Annotated in this window: 13 protein-coding genes; 2 read left to right on the forward strand and 11 right to left on the reverse strand. The window is 40.2% G+C overall.

Annotated elements, in window-relative coordinates:
- Positions 1–164: 164 nt before the first annotated feature.
- The 11 genes from ilvD to B7E07_RS11905 all read right to left on the reverse strand — a co-directional run bounded on the left by ilvD (position 165) and on the right by B7E07_RS11905 (position 14782).
- Entirely contained in the window at positions 165–1835 is a 1671-nt protein-coding gene (gene ilvD / locus B7E07_RS11860) for a dihydroxy-acid dehydratase (RefSeq protein ID WP_080849181.1), read from the reverse strand.
- 242 nt (positions 1836–2077) lie between these two features.
- Positions 2078–2218 (reverse strand): hypothetical protein, encoded by a 141-nt coding sequence (locus B7E07_RS23750; protein ID WP_176215187.1) that lies wholly within the window; start codon positions 2216–2218, stop codon positions 2078–2080.
- Positions 2219–2267: 49 nt separating this feature from the next.
- Positions 2268–2753, reverse strand: a complete 486-nt coding sequence (locus tag B7E07_RS11865; protein ID WP_080846062.1) for a staygreen family protein — start codon at positions 2751–2753, stop codon at positions 2268–2270.
- A gap of 108 nt (positions 2754–2861) precedes the next feature.
- A complete protein-coding gene (locus B7E07_RS11870; protein ID WP_080846063.1) occupies positions 2862–3614 on the reverse strand; it encodes a hypothetical protein in 753 nt (250 codons plus the stop codon).
- Positions 3615–4035: 421 nt separating this feature from the next.
- Positions 4036–5457, reverse strand: a complete 1422-nt coding sequence (locus B7E07_RS11875) for an alanine/glycine:cation symporter family protein (protein WP_080846064.1) — start codon at positions 5455–5457, stop codon at positions 4036–4038.
- A gap of 328 nt (positions 5458–5785) precedes the next feature.
- Positions 5786–8215 carry a DNA topoisomerase IV subunit A gene (gene parC, locus B7E07_RS11880; protein WP_080846065.1) on the reverse strand — a complete coding sequence of 810 codons (2430 nt, stop codon included), beginning with the start codon at positions 8213–8215 and terminating at the stop codon, positions 5786–5788.
- Positions 8212–10191, reverse strand: a complete 1980-nt coding sequence (gene parE / locus B7E07_RS11885) for a DNA topoisomerase IV subunit B (protein WP_080846066.1) — start codon at positions 10189–10191, stop codon at positions 8212–8214. The genes parC and parE overlap by 4 nt, the downstream gene beginning before the upstream one ends.
- A 392-nt stretch (positions 10192–10583) precedes the next feature.
- Positions 10584–10997 carry a CoA-binding protein gene (locus B7E07_RS11890; RefSeq protein WP_080846067.1) on the reverse strand — a complete coding sequence of 138 codons (414 nt, stop codon included), beginning with the start codon at positions 10995–10997 and terminating at the stop codon, positions 10584–10586.
- A gap of 73 nt (positions 10998–11070) precedes the next feature.
- The gene (locus B7E07_RS11895; RefSeq protein ID WP_080846068.1) at positions 11071–12786 is read right to left on the reverse strand and encodes a glycosyl hydrolase family 18 protein; all 1716 of its coding nucleotides are present in this window, start codon (positions 12784–12786) and stop codon (positions 11071–11073) included.
- Positions 12787–12906: 120 nt separating this feature from the next.
- Positions 12907–14346, reverse strand: coding sequence for a phospholipase D family protein (locus B7E07_RS11900; RefSeq protein WP_080846069.1), 1440 nt, complete (start codon positions 14344–14346; stop codon positions 12907–12909).
- 115 nt (positions 14347–14461) lie between these two features.
- On the reverse strand, positions 14462–14782 hold the full coding sequence (locus tag B7E07_RS11905; RefSeq protein WP_080846070.1) for a DUF3243 domain-containing protein: 321 nt from the start codon (positions 14780–14782) through the stop codon (positions 14462–14464).
- A 434-nt stretch (positions 14783–15216) separates the two neighbouring features.
- Between B7E07_RS11905 and plsY the strand changes: the two genes are divergently transcribed.
- Both plsY and B7E07_RS11920 read left to right on the forward strand, forming a co-directional pair.
- On the forward strand, positions 15217–15801 hold the full coding sequence (gene plsY, locus B7E07_RS11915; RefSeq protein ID WP_080846072.1) for a glycerol-3-phosphate 1-O-acyltransferase PlsY: 585 nt from the start codon (positions 15217–15219) through the stop codon (positions 15799–15801).
- Between the two features lie 579 nt (positions 15802–16380).
- A complete protein-coding gene (locus tag B7E07_RS11920) occupies positions 16381–17322 on the forward strand; it encodes a sensor histidine kinase (protein WP_176215188.1) in 942 nt (313 codons plus the stop codon).
- Positions 17323–17359: the final 37 nt, after the last annotated feature.

Consider the following 17359-nt stretch of genomic DNA (forward strand, 5'->3'; position numbering starts at 1 on the left):
TTTATGTATTAAACTTTATTATTTTTTTCGCTCCGAAAGTCAATTATTGTTAGTTGCCAGATTTTAAACTATTTCTCATAACCATATTCACAATTTTTTCTAAGCAAAAACTCGATTTCCAAATGGTGCTAAACTTCCATTATGAAATCGAGTTTTTGTCATTATTAGATTTTCATTACGCCACCTGTACTAGCATTTGTAACAAGTTTTGAATATCGTGCCAGATAGCCTTTTTTCACTTTTGGCTCAAAGCCTCTCCAGTTTGCTTTTCGTTTTTCGAATTCTTCGTCAGCAATTTCCAGGTTAATGGTACGATTGTTCAGATCCAGTTCAATCATATCCCCATTTTCAACAAATGCAATTGGTCCGCCTTCTGCTGCTTCAGGTGAAATATGACCGATGCTGATGCCGCGTGAGGCTCCAGAAAAGCGTCCATCTGTTATGAGACCTACTTTTGCTCCAAGACCCCTGCCGACGATCTGTGAGGTTGGTGCAAGCATCTCAGGCATGCCTGGTCCCCCCTTCGGCCCTTCATAGCGAATAACAACGACGTTTCCTTCTTGAACTTTACCAGTAATAATGCCTGATAAAGCATCTTCTTGAGAATCAAAGCAAATGGCTGGCCCTCTATGGTAGCCGCCTACAGATTCATCTACTGCTCCTACTTTAATAATGGAACCTTCTGGAGCTAGATTTCCGAATAAGACGGCAAGACCTCCGCGTTCGCTATGAGGATTCTCCATCGGACGAATTACATTATGATCCAGAATTTCACAGCCTTCTACATTCTCTCTAAGTGTTTTTCCTGAGACGGTGAGGCAATCACCATTAAGTGCATCTGGTTTTTTCAGCAATTCGTGGATTACCGCGCTTACGCCACCTGCATTGTGAACGTCTTCGATATGGTAATCTGATGCTGGTGCAATCTTAGCGAGATGCGGAACTCTATTGGCAATTTCATTGATTCGTTCGATTGGATATTCAATTTCTGCTTCATGTGCAAGTGCTAATGTGTGAAGAACCGTGTTCGTAGATCCGCCCATTGCCATATCTAATGCAAATGCGTTATCAATCGCGTCAATTGTCACGATATCCCGTGGTTTAATGTTCTTTTTAATCAAATCCATTAATTGCACTGCAGAACGTTTGACAAATTTTTTCCGTTCTTCAGATACAGCCAGAATCGTTCCGTTCCCAGGCAGCGCTAATCCAAGTCCTTCTGCAAGACAGTTCATTGAATTTGCTGTAAACATGCCTGAACACGATCCGCATGTCGGACAAGCAACCTGTTCGATTTCCTGCAGCTGTGCTTCATTGATTTTACCAGATTCATAGGCACCGACACCTTCAAACACAGAGCTTAAGGATAACGGTTTTCCACTCGAATCTACTCCTGCTTTCATCGGTCCGCCGCTGACGAACATCGTTGGAATGTTTACCCTGAGCGCACCCATCATCATACCTGGTGTAATTTTGTCACAGTTCGGAATACAAACCATCCCGTCAAACCAGTGCGCAGAAACAACTGTTTCAAGGGAATCGGCAATGATTTCACGGCTTGGCAAGGAATATCGCATGCCGATATGGCCCATTGCTATTCCATCATCTACGCCGATTGTATTGAATTCAAAAGGAACACCGCCTGCTTCACGAATGGCTTCTTTCACTATTTTTCCGAATTCCTGCAGATGAACATGTCCTGGAACAATATCTATGTAAGAATTGCATACAGCGATAAACGGTTTGCCAAAGTCCTCTTCCTTTACACCTGCTGCCCGCAGTAAGCTCCGATGCGGTGCGCGGTCTACACCTTTTTTAATCATATCACTTCTCATTTGAGAATCACTCATGTTTAGAAACCTCCTATTATGCTATATTCGCATAATCTTAAAATAGTTTCTTTACAATATAAATCTTTTTTCTAACAATTTCAATAATTTCAGCAATATTTGTTTATTACTTTAAAGGATAAAATTTTCTATCTCTCTAATCGTATCCTTAATTAACATAATAAAATTATTATCAACTCTCATATTTCAAAAAAAAACAGACACAATCTGTGCCTGCTTACTAAATCTTATTCACTATCTTGTGTACTATTAAAAAACAAATTATCTTCAGTCGTTTTATCATGTTTCTGCTGCTTTTCTTTCCCCATTTGTCCGTCTGATTCATAACTTAGCTTATTAGGTGTTTTTAAATTTTTTTCTTTTGGCACTATAAACGGCCTCCTTTTTCTTTATCTTATCCGTTATAAGTGCTCTTATTCATGTGCTGGCTGTTACTACATCCGCAGCCTTTTGTAAATACTGCCTTGGTGTGCCATAATAAATCATTTTATGAAATTCTGGATAAACAGATTCGAAATAGATATAAATGGGCGAGTCTAATAGCCAAGGATAATGGGAGAAAAACTCTCGATCTCCGTAAATAAGCGCGGATAAAGCGCGATCAGCTTCCCGCTGGAAAATTAGATAACGTGCATGAGCGTATTGCTGATCAAAGTCCCCATTACTTATATGGAATTTGCCTGCAAGCACATATTGACCAAGCTGCGGAAGCCATTCTGCAGCTAATTCGTCCCTCACATTCAGATTCAATGAACTGACGTCGTATTCATGGCCAATTGATAAAAATAACTCTCCAGTTTCGTCACTATGTGTAAGTGTATATTTTCTGCGTTCCACTGGACGAAATGCGGTTGCTGGCGGTAAATAAGTAACATGCAGCTGAGATGGGTTAAACATTTCCATGGGCAACGGCTCCTTTATAAACGTATTTACTACCGTTGCCCTATTTTATGATATTCGCCTAAAATGTGTGACATTTTACACCATGCCGCTTCGTGTGTTGCACAACGCTTATTTTAGGTTCTTCATCACTTTTACATCTTGAAGCACCCATTTGCCTTCCTCATACAGCCAAGTGGATTCTATATAGCCAATGCCATCTGCATGATAAGCACCACTAATGCCCTGCACGGCTCTTAAACCATATTGCCCGTTTTCTAAGAGGATGGGTTTCAAGGATCCATAAGCGTCAATCATTAATTCTAATGGTTCATTTATCTTTCCGTTTTGATACAAGCCAAGGCGGTCATATTCTTTTTTCCTTTCTTTCAAGTCAAATTCAAAGGTTTGTCCTGTGTCTTGTATTTCAAGTTTTGCTTTGTAATCATCTAAAAACTGACTGCTTGCAATTAACCCTTCAGGAATACCTAAATCCTTTAAATCAAAATCCTTTAAAGTGTATAAAAAATAATGTGATAAACCTCCACTGCCTCCGGTTGGAATCATAATCAGCATATCTTTTACATCATCATGATTTAAGTCTTCGAAAACAATGCTTGGTTCATATCCGGCTGCTAGTTCTTTTGTATATGTTTTGCCGTTGCTGGCCTGTATTTCAAGTTTCGTTTCCTTTAGAAAGCCTGCTCCTTCATCATACGGCAGTCCGTTTATATAAATGTAGTCGGGTTTCCCATCTCCTGAAACATCTTGTTCTGCTTCAAAAACCGTATTCATTTTATCATTTTCATTGGCAAAAGCCGCCGTGATCGCTGACAGGGAAAAGAAAAACACTGCAGCAAGCGGAATCATAACTTCTTTACGCATTTGTTTGCCTCCTTCATGCTTATTCCTCATTATGATAACCATTTATGGAAAAAACATGTATGATGGCACCAACTTTTACCAAACGAAAAAGAGGCTGGGACAAAAATGAAATTAATCTTTTAAAACACGTATATTCAATATCTTAATTTGGTTATTTAAACAAGCCCGTTCCATTGCGCTGCAGACCCTGTTTTTTTCGTGGGATCACAAGCTGAGCCTCCTCGAAGCAAAGCTTCTGCGAGGTCTCACCCTTTCCTCTATTGCCCACAGGAGTCGAGTGTCCTCCGCTCCATTTCACTCAAGTTAATAAGATATATTTTATATTCATAAAAAATAAACCGAATGATTAGAAAGATGACTTCCTAACCATTCGGTTCTATGGGTGTGTTAAATACTTATGTCCCAGCCTCTTGTCAAAATTTTATTCTTTCTCTTTTTGACTTTTTACTTCCCAGCTTTCAATTCCTTTTAATCCAGGGATTGAATCACGATAAAAGGCTGGATCTTTGCCATCTTTACGCTGCTCCAGGTAGTCTTTTAAGGCAGCCCAGGCTATTCTGCTGAGAAGAACAATGGCTGTTAAGTTTATGAGGGCCATTACACCCATAAAGAGGTCAGCAAGGCTCCATACTAAGTCGAGCGATGCCACTGCACCGAATAGAACCATTACGATAACACCTAATCTATAAACAAACACAGCTATGCGGCTTTTCTTAATAAATTCAATATTGGTTTCACCATAATAATAGTTTCCAATAACCGAGGTAAAGGCAAATAAGAAAATAGCTACTGCGACAAAGACCGAAGCCCATGAACCAACCTGAACAGACAGAGCAGATTGAGTTAATTGTACACCTGACAGATCTGAGTTCATGTAATCGCCAGATAAAATAATGATAAACGCTGTTGCTGAACAAATAATAATGGTATCAACAAAAACACCAAGTGTCTGAATTAATCCTTGCTTAACAGGATGGCTGACTGCTGCCGCTGCCGCTGCGTTAGGCGCACTTCCCATTCCGGCTTCATTTGAAAAGAGACCGCGCTTAATGCCCATCATGACAGCCGCACCCATAGTACCGCCAAGCGCTTCTTCTAATCCAAATGCACTCTTTATGATCAGAGAAAACACAGCTGGGATTTCAGTAACATTCATGATCATAATCACTAGAGCCAATATAATATAAATTACGGCCATAATAGGTACGACAATTTGAGATACTTTAGCAATTCTGTGAACACCGCCAAAGATAACAGCAGCTGTTAAGACGGCTAAAACAATGCCCACCACGGTCTGGTTTGTGCCAAATGCATCCTCAAATGCTAAAGCGATCGTATTGGACTGCACGGAGTTAAAAACAAATCCAAAGCAGAAAGTAATAATAACAGCAAACAAAATCCCCATCCAGCGCTTATTGAGTCCTTTTTCCATATAATAGGCAGGACCGCCCCGGAAGCCGTCTTGGTCTTTCACCTTATAAATCTGCGCTAATGTACTTTCTACAAAACTCGAAGCACCGCCAAGAAAGGCAATAAGCCACATCCAAAAGACAGCACCTGGTCCACCGGCTGCAATAGCAGTTGCTACTCCTGCAATATTTCCTGTCCCTACACGAGAAGCTGCACTAATACAAAAAGCCTGAAACGACGAAATGCCTCTTTTTCCTTCAGAAGAGATCATCGCTTTGTCTCCTAAAATGCGGAACATTTCAGGAATTAGTCTAAACTGAACTAATTTACTCTTAATGCTGAAGAATAATCCGCTTGCAAGTAAGGCGGCAATTAAAATATACGTCCACATTACATCATTTAGTTCTCCGACTGCTAACTCAATCCATTCCATACAATTCCTCCGAAAATAGCTTGTTGTTTTAAATGTTTCTTATACTCATATAACAATACTATTTAAATTTATCAGATGAAACCGCTTAGCACAAGGAATTATATAACAGTCAGACATTTTAAAAGAATGTTATACGACTGTAATCCATGTAAAAAAGCACCTACATTTGATTTGGAACCGAGTGTTTTACAAATAGTTTGTGATGTCATGATTTAAGAATTAAAAGTTATATTTTAAACTAAAAAAAACTGAATGATTAGAAGGATCAACTTCCTAATCATTCAGTCCTATGGTCGTGTTAAATACTTATGTCCCAGTCTATTGGTTTTTACTGATCTGCCTGCCTGCTGATCCATACTTTATTTGCTTTGCCGCTGTCTGTTTCATCGATGATAAAAGATCCGTTAGAATAACGGTCATTAAAACGAATATCTGCAGCTTGCACAGCTTCCACATGCCCTTTTTCAGATTCAATGGAGATTTCATCCGTCGCTTTGGCGACCACAAATCCAATAATGCGATGCGGATTTGATTTCAGCTCTCTTAGAACCACGACGCCGCGTTTAGCACGTGAAGTTTTTTCAAACTCGGTCAGCTTCATTCGCTTGATCGAACCGCGCTGTGTCACGATCACAACAGACTGCTCTCTTTCATTTTCAATCAGCTTTCCGCCTGTAACGAAATCGCCGTCTTTTAGATTAATTCCTTTAACACCTGCCGCTCTTGCACCAACAATGTTGATTTCCTCTTCGTGGAACCATAGAGCGTAACCATGGTGTGTAACAAGAAAGAGCTGTGTATTTCCATCTGTCTTATGAACATCTACGACCTCATCAGTGCCTTTTACATTAATGGCAACAAGCGGTTTTGAAATACGCTGAGCCTGGTAGGCGCTGATTTCAGATTTCTTGACCATCCCGTTTTTCGTAACAAATACAAGGAATTCATTCGTATTAAAATCCTTCATAGGAACTGCCTTAATAATCGATTCATTACGATCAATCGGAATGATATTAGCAATATGCTGGCCAATCTCTTTCCAGCGAATATCCGGCAGCTGGTGAACTGGACAGTATAAATAATTTCCTTTGTTCGTAAATAGTAGAACAACATCCGTTGTATTCATTTCAAGCTGAGAAATGATGCGATCTGAATCCTTCATGCCGAAATCCTGTCCATTTGAAGCAGCAAACGAGCGCTGACTTGTACGTTTAACGTATCCTTCTTTTGTGACAGTTACGATCACATCTTCGCTTGCGATCAGTACTTCCAGATTGATTTTAATTTCTTCAATTTCCGCTTCAATTCTTGTTCTGCGCGCATCTGTAAATCGTTTTTTAACGTCTTTCAGTTCTTTTTTAATCACTTGCAGTAATTTCTTTTCACTTTCAAGAATGGAGGACCATTCTTCAATTTGGGCAGCAAGCTCTTCTGCCTCAGCCTGCAGTGCAGTGATATCTGTATTCGTTAATCGATAAAGCTGTAATGAGACAATCGCTTCCGCCTGTGGTTCTGTGAAAGCAAATTTGCTGATTAGGTTATCCTTCGCATCACGTTTATCTTTTGAAGCGCGGATGGCAGTGATGACTTCGTCTAAAATTGATAAAGCCTTCATTAATCCTTCTACAATATGCTGTCTGGCTCTTGCTTTTTGCAGTTCAAATTCAGTTCTGCGTGTAACAACCTCTTTGCGGTGGCCAATATATGCATCAAGCAGCTGACGGAGCCCCATCAGCTTTGGATGACGATTATGAATGGCAACCATATTAAAATTGTATGGGATCTGCAGGTCGGTATTTTTATACAAATAGTGCAGAACACCTTCTGGATCTGCATCCTTTTTCAGTTCGATCACAACTCGCAGCCCGGTGCGGTCTGTTTCATCACGCACTTCAGCAATCCCCTCAACTTTTCGGTCAAGGCGCAATTCATCCATTTTCTTTACTAGGTTGGCTTTATTGACTTCATATGGGATTTCTGTAATGACAATTTGCTTTTTTCCGCCGCGTAAATCTTCAATATCCGCTTTTCCGCGAATGATGATTTTCCCTTTGCCTGTTTCATATGCTTTCCGGATGCCTTCAACACCTTGGATAATGCCTCCAGTTGGAAAATCTGGTCCTTTAATGTATTCCATTAAATCATCAACAGAGCAACTTGGATTGTCCATGCGGTGAATCGCTGCATCAATGACCTCATTCAAATGATGAGGAGGGATCTCAGTTGCATAACCAGCAGAAATACCTGTTGAACCGTTCACCAGCAAATTTGGGTACATGGCAGGCAGCACAGTTGGCTCTTCTGACGTATCATCAAAGTTTGGGATAAAATCAACTGTTCTTTTTTCGATATCTTTGATCAGCTCAGCAGAGATAGGCGATAACCTAGCTTCTGTATAACGCATTGCTGCTGGCGGATCACCATCAATGCTTCCGTTGTTTCCGTGCATTTCAATTAACAGCTTACGAAGCTTCCAGTCCTGACTCATCCGCACCATCGCATCGTAAACAGAAGAATCACCATGCGGGTGATAGTTACCGATTACATTTCCGACGGTTTTCGCCGACTTACGGAAGCCTTTATCATGTGTATTGCCGTCGACATGCATAGCGTAAAGAATTCTCCGCTGCACCGGCTTTAACCCGTCACGTGCATCCGGCAGAGCACGCTCCTGGATAATGTATTTACTATAACGCCCAAATCTGTCACCGAGGACATCCTCAAGCGGAAGGTCACGAAACTTTTCTGCAGGATTCAACTTTCAACACCCTCCTCTGCAACAGAAATATTTTCATTTTCAAGGATGCTTCCATCTTCTTCAAGACCAAAAGCAACATTTGTTTCAATCCACTTTCTGCGCGGCTCGACTTTATCTCCCATCAGGGTCGTAACACGGCGTTCAGCACGGGCAGCATCATCAATTTTTACGCGGATCAATGTTCTTGTTTCCGGATCCATTGTCGTTTCCCAGAGCTGATCGGCATTCATTTCACCGAGTCCTTTATAGCGCTGAATCATATAGCCTTTGCCAATCTTTTTGATTGCATCCTGAAGATCATCGTCACTCCATGAATATTCAATCTGCTCTTTTTTGCCGGAGCCTTTGCTGACTTTATAAAGAGGAGGCAGTGCGATAAACACTTTGCCTGCTTCAATTAATGGCTTCATATAGCGGTAAAAGAAAGTTAAAAGCAGCACTTGAATATGCGCTCCATCTGTATCAGCATCTGTCATGATGACGATTTTATCGTAATTGACATCTTCAAGGGTAAAATCAGCACCAACACCAGCACCAACCGCATGAATAATCGTGTTGATTTCTTCATTTTTGAATATATCTGCGAGTTTGGCTTTTTCCGTATTTATAACCTTGCCTCGCAATGGGAGCACTGCTTGGAAACGGCGGTCACGCCCTTGTTTGGCAGAACCTCCGGCAGAATCACCCTCTACCAGATATAATTCATTCTTTTGGGGATTACGTGACTGAGCAGGTGTTAATTTGCCTGAAAGTACCGCTTCGCCTTTTTTGCGTTTTTTACCGCTTCTGGCATCTTCACGCGCTTTTCTAGCCGCTTCCCGGGCTTGGTACGCTTTAATAGCTTTTTTGATCAGCAGCGAGCTTGTTTCCGGATTTTCCTCTAGAAAATAAGACAAATGCTCTGACACAACAGAGTCTACCGCAGAGCGGGCTTCACTTGTTCCGAGCTTTCCTTTTGTCTGGCCTTCAAACTGCAGAAGTTCTTCAGGAACACGTACAGAGATAATCGCTGTAAAACCTTCACGAATATCGGCGCCGTCCAGATTTTTATCCTTCTCCTTCAGCAGGTTTACTTTACGGGAATATTCGTTAATGATTCTTGTCATTGCCGTCTTAGCTCCCGCTTCATGTGTCCCGCCGTCTTTTGTACGGACATTATTGACAAATGATAAAACATTTTCTGAATAGCCGTCATTAAATTGGAAAGCAAAATCAACTTCAATGCCGCCGTGCTGCCCTGCAAAGCTGACAACCGGATGCAGCACATCTTTTTCTTCATTTAAATATTGAACAAACGCTTCAATCCCGTTTTCATAATGGAAAAGCTCCTGTACAGCATTGCGTTCATCAATAATTTCGATTTTCATTCCTTTTAACAAAAACGCCGATTCTCTTAACCGTTCGCATAACGTTTCATAGTTATAGGTGGTTGCTGAGAAGATGGTTGGATCTGGTTTAAAATGAATAATGGTTCCAGATTGATTGGTTTTCCCAACCTTTTCAAGCGTTGTAACCGGCTTACCGCCATTTTCAAACCGCTGCTCATACACAAAGCCATCACGGCGGATTTTTACAACAAGCCATTCTGATAGAGCATTTACGACAGATGCACCAACACCATGGAGACCGCCGCTCGTCTTATATCCGCCTTGGCCAAATTTACCGCCTGCATGAAGCACGGTTAAAATGATTTCTGGTGTCGGTTTTCCCATCTTATGCATACCAGTAGGCATTCCGCGTCCTTTATCCTGAACGCTTATGGAGTTGTCTTTATGTATTTTGACAATAATATGGTCTCCAAAGCCAGCAAGTGCTTCGTCAACTGAATTATCGACAATTTCATATACTAAATGATGAAGCCCTCGGTTATCTGTACTGCCGATATACATTCCAGGCCGTTTTCTGACAGCCTCCAGTCCCTCCAGCACTTGTATGGCATCATCATTATAATCAAAAGCATCTTGATTTCTTGCCACAATCATACCCCTTTCATACTTCCAAAAGAAAGAAATTCCCGCGCATTCTCTTTAGCAGAGGAGGATCATTTCTTTCTGTGCCTGCTCTTGGTCTATTTTTTTACTAGAGCATTCGTATCGTATTCGTTTTTAGAAAAGCATTTTCCTTTAAAATAGATGAAATTTCCACAGTTAGGAACAAACGTTCGATGTTGGTATTTTACCATATTGACATGGAACGTCTATGCTTTATTTTATCTATTTATTTCGTTTTGGCAAATGGCTTATGCATAATTCATAGAAAAAACATGAAGATCAACTAATTGAAAGTCGTGTCAGTCATGGTGTTTTAGTATAAGAGAAAAAGAAAACATGAGACCGTAATAGTCTCATGCATCCTAACATATTTCTCATTATTTTGTCATTGCGTGTTCAACTTTAATGCATCTGTCCATGATCACTGTGTAGCCTTTTTCTTTCAAAAATTCGTACGCTTCCTCATTAGCTACGCCAAGCTGCGCCCAGAATACATCAGCATCTATTTGATCAAATTCTTTAGCTATTTCAGGCAAATATTCGGATCTTCTGAAAATATCAACAATATCCACATGCCCTTCAACGTCTTTTAAGGAAGCAACTGCTTTTTCCCCAAGTACTTCATCGACGTTCGGATTAACAGGGATGATTTCATAACCAGCATCCTGCATCGCTTTTGAAACCATATATGAAGTGCGGTCTGGATCAGCACTTAAACCTACAACAGCAATTCGTTTTGCTTTCTTTAAGATTTTCCCTATTTCTTCACGGCTTGGTATCTCAATTGTCATGATAAAGACCTCCTATTTGTATGTCCTTGAATTATTATAACCTTACCCTTATTTAGCAATTGAATGCAAGTTCTTACTGTTTTTCTTCATTCTCTTCTTCAATTGCTAATGCACTCCATGCGCTTTCATCTGCAAAGTAGCGGGACCAGCTGGCAACCCCTGCCAAATCATATTCTACAGCTAAGTCTGCCCGTTTTTTTAAGGATAATGAATCCTCGAGCCAGATCTTATAGGTGGTTTTCTCTGCTTCATCATAGTATTGGGCATAGTTTTGACCGCTGATCGGATCATACTCCGGAGTCACACCATGTTCATTTAGCCATTCCTGCACCTGGGCCATTGAAAGAGCCTGAGATGAGACTTCACCATTTTCTGTTTCTGCCCAAAGTCTGGCATATAAAGGCACTCCTAGAATGAGACGATCATTCGGAACGATCTCCAGAAGCTTTTCTAAATTACTTTCCACCCATGGAAATGAGGCAACACTGCCAGCTACGGGAGATGTTCCCCAATGCTCGTCATAGGCCATGACAACTAAGTAATCGACGATGTCAGAAAGCTTCTCTCTTTCATAAAAAGCAGACCAATTTCCGCTTGCGATAAAGGTAATATCCATGGAAACCGTTAAACCCGCTTCATGAAAATATGGAGTAGCTTCACGCATGAATTGCGTAACAAGCGGACCATCTTCTGGATTTACATTTTCAATATCAATATTAATGCCATCCAGCTTATAGATTTGGCTATAATGCAGCAGCTGGCGGATGATCTTTTGTCTTGTTTCAAATGAAGTGAAGGCCTGATGCGTTAATTCAGGATCAAATGCATTTGAAAACAGTCCCCATACTTGGTAGCCTTGCTGCTGTGCCCATTCAGAAAAGGATACAGAAGCTAAATTCTTGATGGCTCCATCAGGCGAAGCCAGTTCAAACCAAGTTGGTGAAATCACATTCACGCCAGGCATAGCCGGCATGTTTGCCGTGTCAGGATTTTGCGTATAGACAGCTTCCCATGTTAAATGAATGGGACCTTCAATTTCCGGAATCTCATGCTTCACAGGCTCTTCTGCCATAACTATTTCTTCTGTTTCGCCTTTTTGCACGAGCGACTTCTCCATATAACCCGCTTGTCCGTCAGCTTTTCTCACAAAATAGTAATCTTCTTGTTCCTGTTCAATGAATACCTCTTCATCTGCTGATACCTCAGCTACATAAGCTGATTGCAGCGTGCCTGAGGAGCGCAAGCGCAGTTTTTCTTTATGTCCATCGATAACGGTTCCATGTGTGATTGAATCTCCGTTCTGCTGAATCCAGATTGCTCCCGTTTCAGGTAATACCTCATAGTCAAAAGAATAAAAAGACATTAGCGGGTCGATCGCTACATACATTTCTCCATTATCTGTCCGAATCGGTGTAAACTGAAGTTCTACGGCTTCTTCATTTACATAGTATGATAACGATTCAGAGGGCATTTGCACTACTTTACTTTTCGTTGTAATGATCATTGAATCTGATGCCTCGTCATATATCAGACTATTATCCATATGCTCTTGTAAAAAAGCAAACGGTACATAAACGCTGTCTCCATCCATGACAGCATTCGCCACCTGGCTGCCTTGAAAGACAACAGGGTGCTCACCTGTAAAATAGTCCGTTTTTTCTTTGGAAGCAAATGGATATAATAATAAAATTATACTTGAAATAATGATGAAAAACGCTGCAAATAGTCCCGTCAAAATCCACTTTTTTGCAGGAGTTTTCGTTGTTTTTGAAAGTTCAATTTGGCTCATGTGTATTCCTCCCCACTCCCTATCGTACCTAATCCTAAACAGAAGGGAAAGGGATTTTATCATCCAAATCCTTCCCCCCTATGATAGAAACGAGAGAATAAGAGAAAAAGTTTCACAAGGCTAATAAGTTGTAAAACGGAATAACTTTTGAATTCGATAGAGAATATATTTGAAAACCGGGAGCTCTTCTTTTTCTTCATAAGCAACCGTATACTCACCATCTTCATTATTCCATAATCGATTAAAATAACGGGAAACATCCTTCATGATTTTCTCCTGTGATGGAGCTAATATTTTTAAGTTGGTCTCCAAGTTGTAATCATCTAAGTTCCTAGAAGTAAAATTGGTTGAGCCGGCGATCAGCATGCTATCGCTATTTCCTTCAATGAAAAGCATTTTACTGTGATATTGTTCTTGTCCTGTGTTATACCAGCGTATATCGATTTGCTCATTGCCCAGCTTTTTCAGCTCTGCTGCAACAGGAATATTCGGCAAGCCTGCTTTCTCAGAACCAAAGGCATTTTCATTCGGATCCAAGATCATCTTAATCGCGACACCGCGTTCGGCAGCAGCTATTAATTCATCAATCACCTGGCGATCGGATAAATAAAACATTCCAAGCCAGATTGTTTCATCTTTCTTCGTATGACGGATGCTGGTTAATACATGCTTGTTGATTTTACCTTCTGTAAGCAGCTGAACCTGTGAAGAGGATTGAGATGAATCAGCAGCATTGTATTGAATATCTTTTAGCTGTAAATCGTACCCGCTATAATCAATGACCGCCTGCTCAGATTGGATGACTTCTTCAATGATTTCCCCTTTTACTTCTACTGCAATATTTGAATGATGTGCACTGGCATTATGGGGATTTGCGGATGTGATGATCGCTGTTTTTTCTGTTGCCAGCACCTTTCGATGATTAGCCTTTATATTTAATAGCGTAAAATAAGAGCGTAACGTAACATCAGGAGCAGAATTAGCAAGAGGGTTAGGCAGCACTCCGCTCTCAGGATCATTTCCCAGCCAGCGAAGCGAGGTTCGCCAAATAGAAGAATATAATGGATTTGGATCTCTTAGCTCTGTTAAATTAGTCATAATTACGTCTATTCCATTTTGTTCTAACGACGTAAACTCCGGCACCTTATGTGAACCATAAGTTGTATTGATTTTATCTGTAATGACAGCAATTTGGATGTCAGGATGGTTTTTCTTAGCAGCAATTAATGCATCTGTTAATTTCCCGCTGATATCAGGAAATGTCTGTCCTTCATCAGTAAAGCTATTAAATAGAAACATATCAAGGACAATTAAATCCTCTGCTTCCAAAATAGCTTCTTCTATTCTATTCATAATATGTAATTCGTGCTGTGTTTCCCCATTCTCATTTTGATAGGTTAAATCATATATAAAATCAGCTTCATCAGCCAGAGAAAGTTCTCCTTCATACGAAGTTCCAGGAGGCAGCGATTTTGTATTGTGAACATAGATGATTCCTGCCAAAAACAATCCAATCAGGGCAAGGATCAGCCATAGTGTAAGGCTTTTCAGCAGCTTCATAGCATTTCCTCCAACTTATACAGAAAACATGCAGGAGAAGATTCCCCTGCATGTTTTAATCTATTTTCCCAGTTGAGCGCAGTCATATTTATTGGGAATAGCGCTTATTTGTTGCTTACTTTACTAATTTTACTAGCATATGAGCTAGCATATGCTTTTCTTCTTCTGTACCTGTTTTCCATAATTCTTGCAGCAATTTTTCTTCACGATTGCGAGGACTTTCGTTTTTAGCCAGATACTCGGCCGCGACTTTTGCCGCATTCGCCAGCTGTTCCTCATTTAAACCTAATTTCTCGCCTTTTGCTACTTTTTTACCTAAATAACTTTTAAATTCATCAAAGTTTTCAAGAATCTCAGCTGTTTGTTCAGATGTAAGGTCTTGCAGCTTGTCATTCACTTTTTCAGCTTGTCCATTAGTGTTGTAATCATGATTCATGTTAAAGCCCTCCTTGTTGTTTGTTGTTGACAATAGTTGTATACCCGATGTCATCCTGTTCAAACTTTTAATAAAAGACTCTACTCCCTAATAAAAGAGTCCTATAGCAAGCGGATCGTATTCGAATTTGAAAACATGAAACGATATATAGCTAAGTGAAAAATGAAGATGCATCCAGAACACAGAAGGGCTCCTGGCAGCCCTCCATTCCAAAATGACTCATATTTCGTGGGTGAAAATCATATAAATCTAACGTACAAGCCCGGTTATTCCTCGTTTTCTTTCATCTTTGCTATGAAAAGATGCCTGGATTTAATGAAACACTTTGTAAAGAACAAAAAAATAATGGATAGGCTAAAAAGAAGCGTTAGGCTGTTTGATAGCAGACATGGTACAATAAAAGAACTGCAGATCAAGTGAGAAGGAGAGTTATCATGGCAGTTAGTGCAATTATTATTATTTTGGCGTATTTAATTGGATCCATTCCGTCTGGTTTAATCGTCGGCAAAACCTTTTATGGAATTGATATTCGAGAACATGGAAGCGGGAATCTAGGTGGGACAAACACCTTCCGGACATTAGGGGTAAAAGCTGGACTGACAGTGACGCTGGCTGATATCTTAAAAGGCACGCTTGCTGCCTTGCTGCCTATTATGGCAGGAGCTGATCTTCATCCGCTGATTCCTGGTGTTATCGCTGTTATTGGTCATATGTTTCCAATCTTTGCAGGCTTTAAAGGAGGAAAGGCGGTGGCTACCTCTGGAGGTGTGCTATTGGCATATGTTTGGCCGATGTTTCTTGTCATCCTGCTCGTGTTCTTTATCAGCCTATACATATCAAAATACGTTTCGTTATCATCCATGTTCGCGGCTGTGGCAGCCTTCATTTATGCGATTGTTTCAGGTGATATTCCGCTGATTATCGTTGTCTCAATCCTAGCCTTTTTCGTCATCTATAGACATCGTGCTAACATCAAGCGAATTAAGGATAAAACAGAGCCAAAAGTAAAATGGATATAAGTTTCTTTAAAAAAATTCGAGCATTATGATGAACCATACGGTAAGATAGTGGGACATAATGACCCAATCCACCTATACGACCGAATGATTAGGTATTAATATTTCCTAATCATTCGGTTTTTTTATTGTTCCTTCTAAAACTCATTTATTAAACGTGAGTGAATGACAGCGGAGGACCCTTGACGTCTGTGTGCTATAGAGGTAAGGGTGACACCGCCTAAAGAGCAGCAGAGACAATGATCCGCAATCTTATGATCCCGCGAATAAACATGGGCCTTAGTGTGGTTGGAACGGACTTGTTTAAATAGCTAGCCATGACAATAAAACATTTGGGTTTTAGAAATATTATTTAAGTCTTCACCCAATCTCTTTTTTCAAATAATAAATAGATTTTGAGATGTTCTTAAAAATAGAATAAAATGTTCTCTATTGATAACAGACCGCAACTTGCTATATTATAGTCAAAAAGGTGCATATCATCCTTCTTTTCATTTTTTTTCTACAATTGATAACATATTCCGCTGATGTTTTTCATAGATTCTAGTAATGTTGCAAATAAGCATGTTAGGATGGTTTGTTATGAATAATAGTATCTATAAAAAGTTGCCATTTCCCTATTTTGAAATCAATGAGGATTTCATCATTACCTCATCGTCTTTATCATACGAAAATATCCCTTTTCATGATTTGCTCGTTCCCCCATTAAAACTTACCTTTCCGCAGCTACTTGAAGAGAAAGAAATCATGAATCTGGAGCTGAACATACACGATTGCATTACTTCCTATGATGTGTATATTGTCCGAGATGATGAAAATCGGCTTCATCTATTTTGCTATCCAATCAAACAGCAAGAAGTACAGAATCATACAATTGCTGCTGTCATGGCTCATGAAATCAGGAATCCACTAACAACGGTAAAAGGGTTTCTGCAGCTCGTTCGTCCGAATTTAGTAGAATCCGGGAAAGCAACATATGCAGATGTGGCGATCCTGGAAATCAACCGGGCGAATGATCTTATTGCTGAGTTTTTACATACAGGAAAACCCTATATTCATGATAAGAAAGCGATAGTTTTGAATGAGATTGCAGAAGATGTCTTTATGCTTTTTGAAAGCAAAGCACTGCTTCAGCAAGTAAGTACTCAATTATCTGATTTTGGGAAAGATGTTGTCGTGTATGGAAATGAACAGCAGCTCAAACAGGTCCTGCTTAATATATGCAACAATGCCCTTGAGGCGATGGATAAACAAAAAGGCGTCATTTCCATATGGCTTGGAGCAGATGAGAAAAATGCAAGATTGGTGATTAAAGATAATGGCATGGGGATGTCTCCGGAAACGGTCAAGCGATTGTTTTCGCTGTATTATTCTACTAAGGCCACGGGTACTGGTCTTGGACTATCGATCTCAAAGAGAATCATTGAACTTCATAACGGGGATTTACGTATCTCTTCAACTGAAGGCGAAGGAACAACGGTTACCATTGAACTGCCGCTTCTAGATAAAGGTTCGGCAAATTGACACATCTGAAACCTTCACAAAAGCAGATCATCCTTAT

The organism is Cytobacillus gottheilii, from assembly GCF_900166665.1.
Lineage (GTDB): Bacteria > Bacillota > Bacilli > Bacillales > Cytobacillaceae > Cytobacillus > Cytobacillus gottheilii_A.

What these genes read in the sequence shown, in the direction of transcription:
- ilvD (WP_080849181.1), bottom strand. Translation starts at nt 1,835, where the DNA reads ATGAGAAGTGATATGATTAAAAAAGGTGTAGACCGCGCACCGCATCGG.
- B7E07_RS11865 (WP_080846062.1), bottom strand. Translation starts at nt 2,753, where the DNA reads ATGGAAATGTTTAACCCATCTCAGCTGCATGTTACTTATTTACCGCCA.
- B7E07_RS11870 (WP_080846063.1), bottom strand. Translation starts at nt 3,614, where the DNA reads ATGCGTAAAGAAGTTATGATTCCGCTTGCTGCAGTGTTTTTCTTTTCC.
- B7E07_RS11875 (WP_080846064.1), bottom strand. Translation starts at nt 5,457, where the DNA reads ATGGAATGGATTGAGTTAGCAGTCGGAGAACTAAATGATGTAATGTGG.
- B7E07_RS11890 (WP_080846067.1), bottom strand. Translation starts at nt 10,997, where the DNA reads ATGACAATTGAGATACCAAGCCGTGAAGAAATAGGGAAAATCTTAAAG.
- B7E07_RS11895 (WP_080846068.1), bottom strand. Translation starts at nt 12,786, where the DNA reads ATGAGCCAAATTGAACTTTCAAAAACAACGAAAACTCCTGCAAAAAAG.
- B7E07_RS11900 (WP_080846069.1), bottom strand. Translation starts at nt 14,346, where the DNA reads ATGAAGCTGCTGAAAAGCCTTACACTATGGCTGATCCTTGCCCTGATT.
- B7E07_RS11905 (WP_080846070.1), bottom strand. Translation starts at nt 14,782, where the DNA reads ATGAATCATGATTACAACACTAATGGACAAGCTGAAAAAGTGAATGAC.
- plsY (WP_080846072.1), top strand. Translation starts at nt 15,217, where the DNA reads ATGGCAGTTAGTGCAATTATTATTATTTTGGCGTATTTAATTGGATCC.
- B7E07_RS11920 (WP_176215188.1), top strand. Translation starts at nt 16,381, where the DNA reads ATGAATAATAGTATCTATAAAAAGTTGCCATTTCCCTATTTTGAAATC.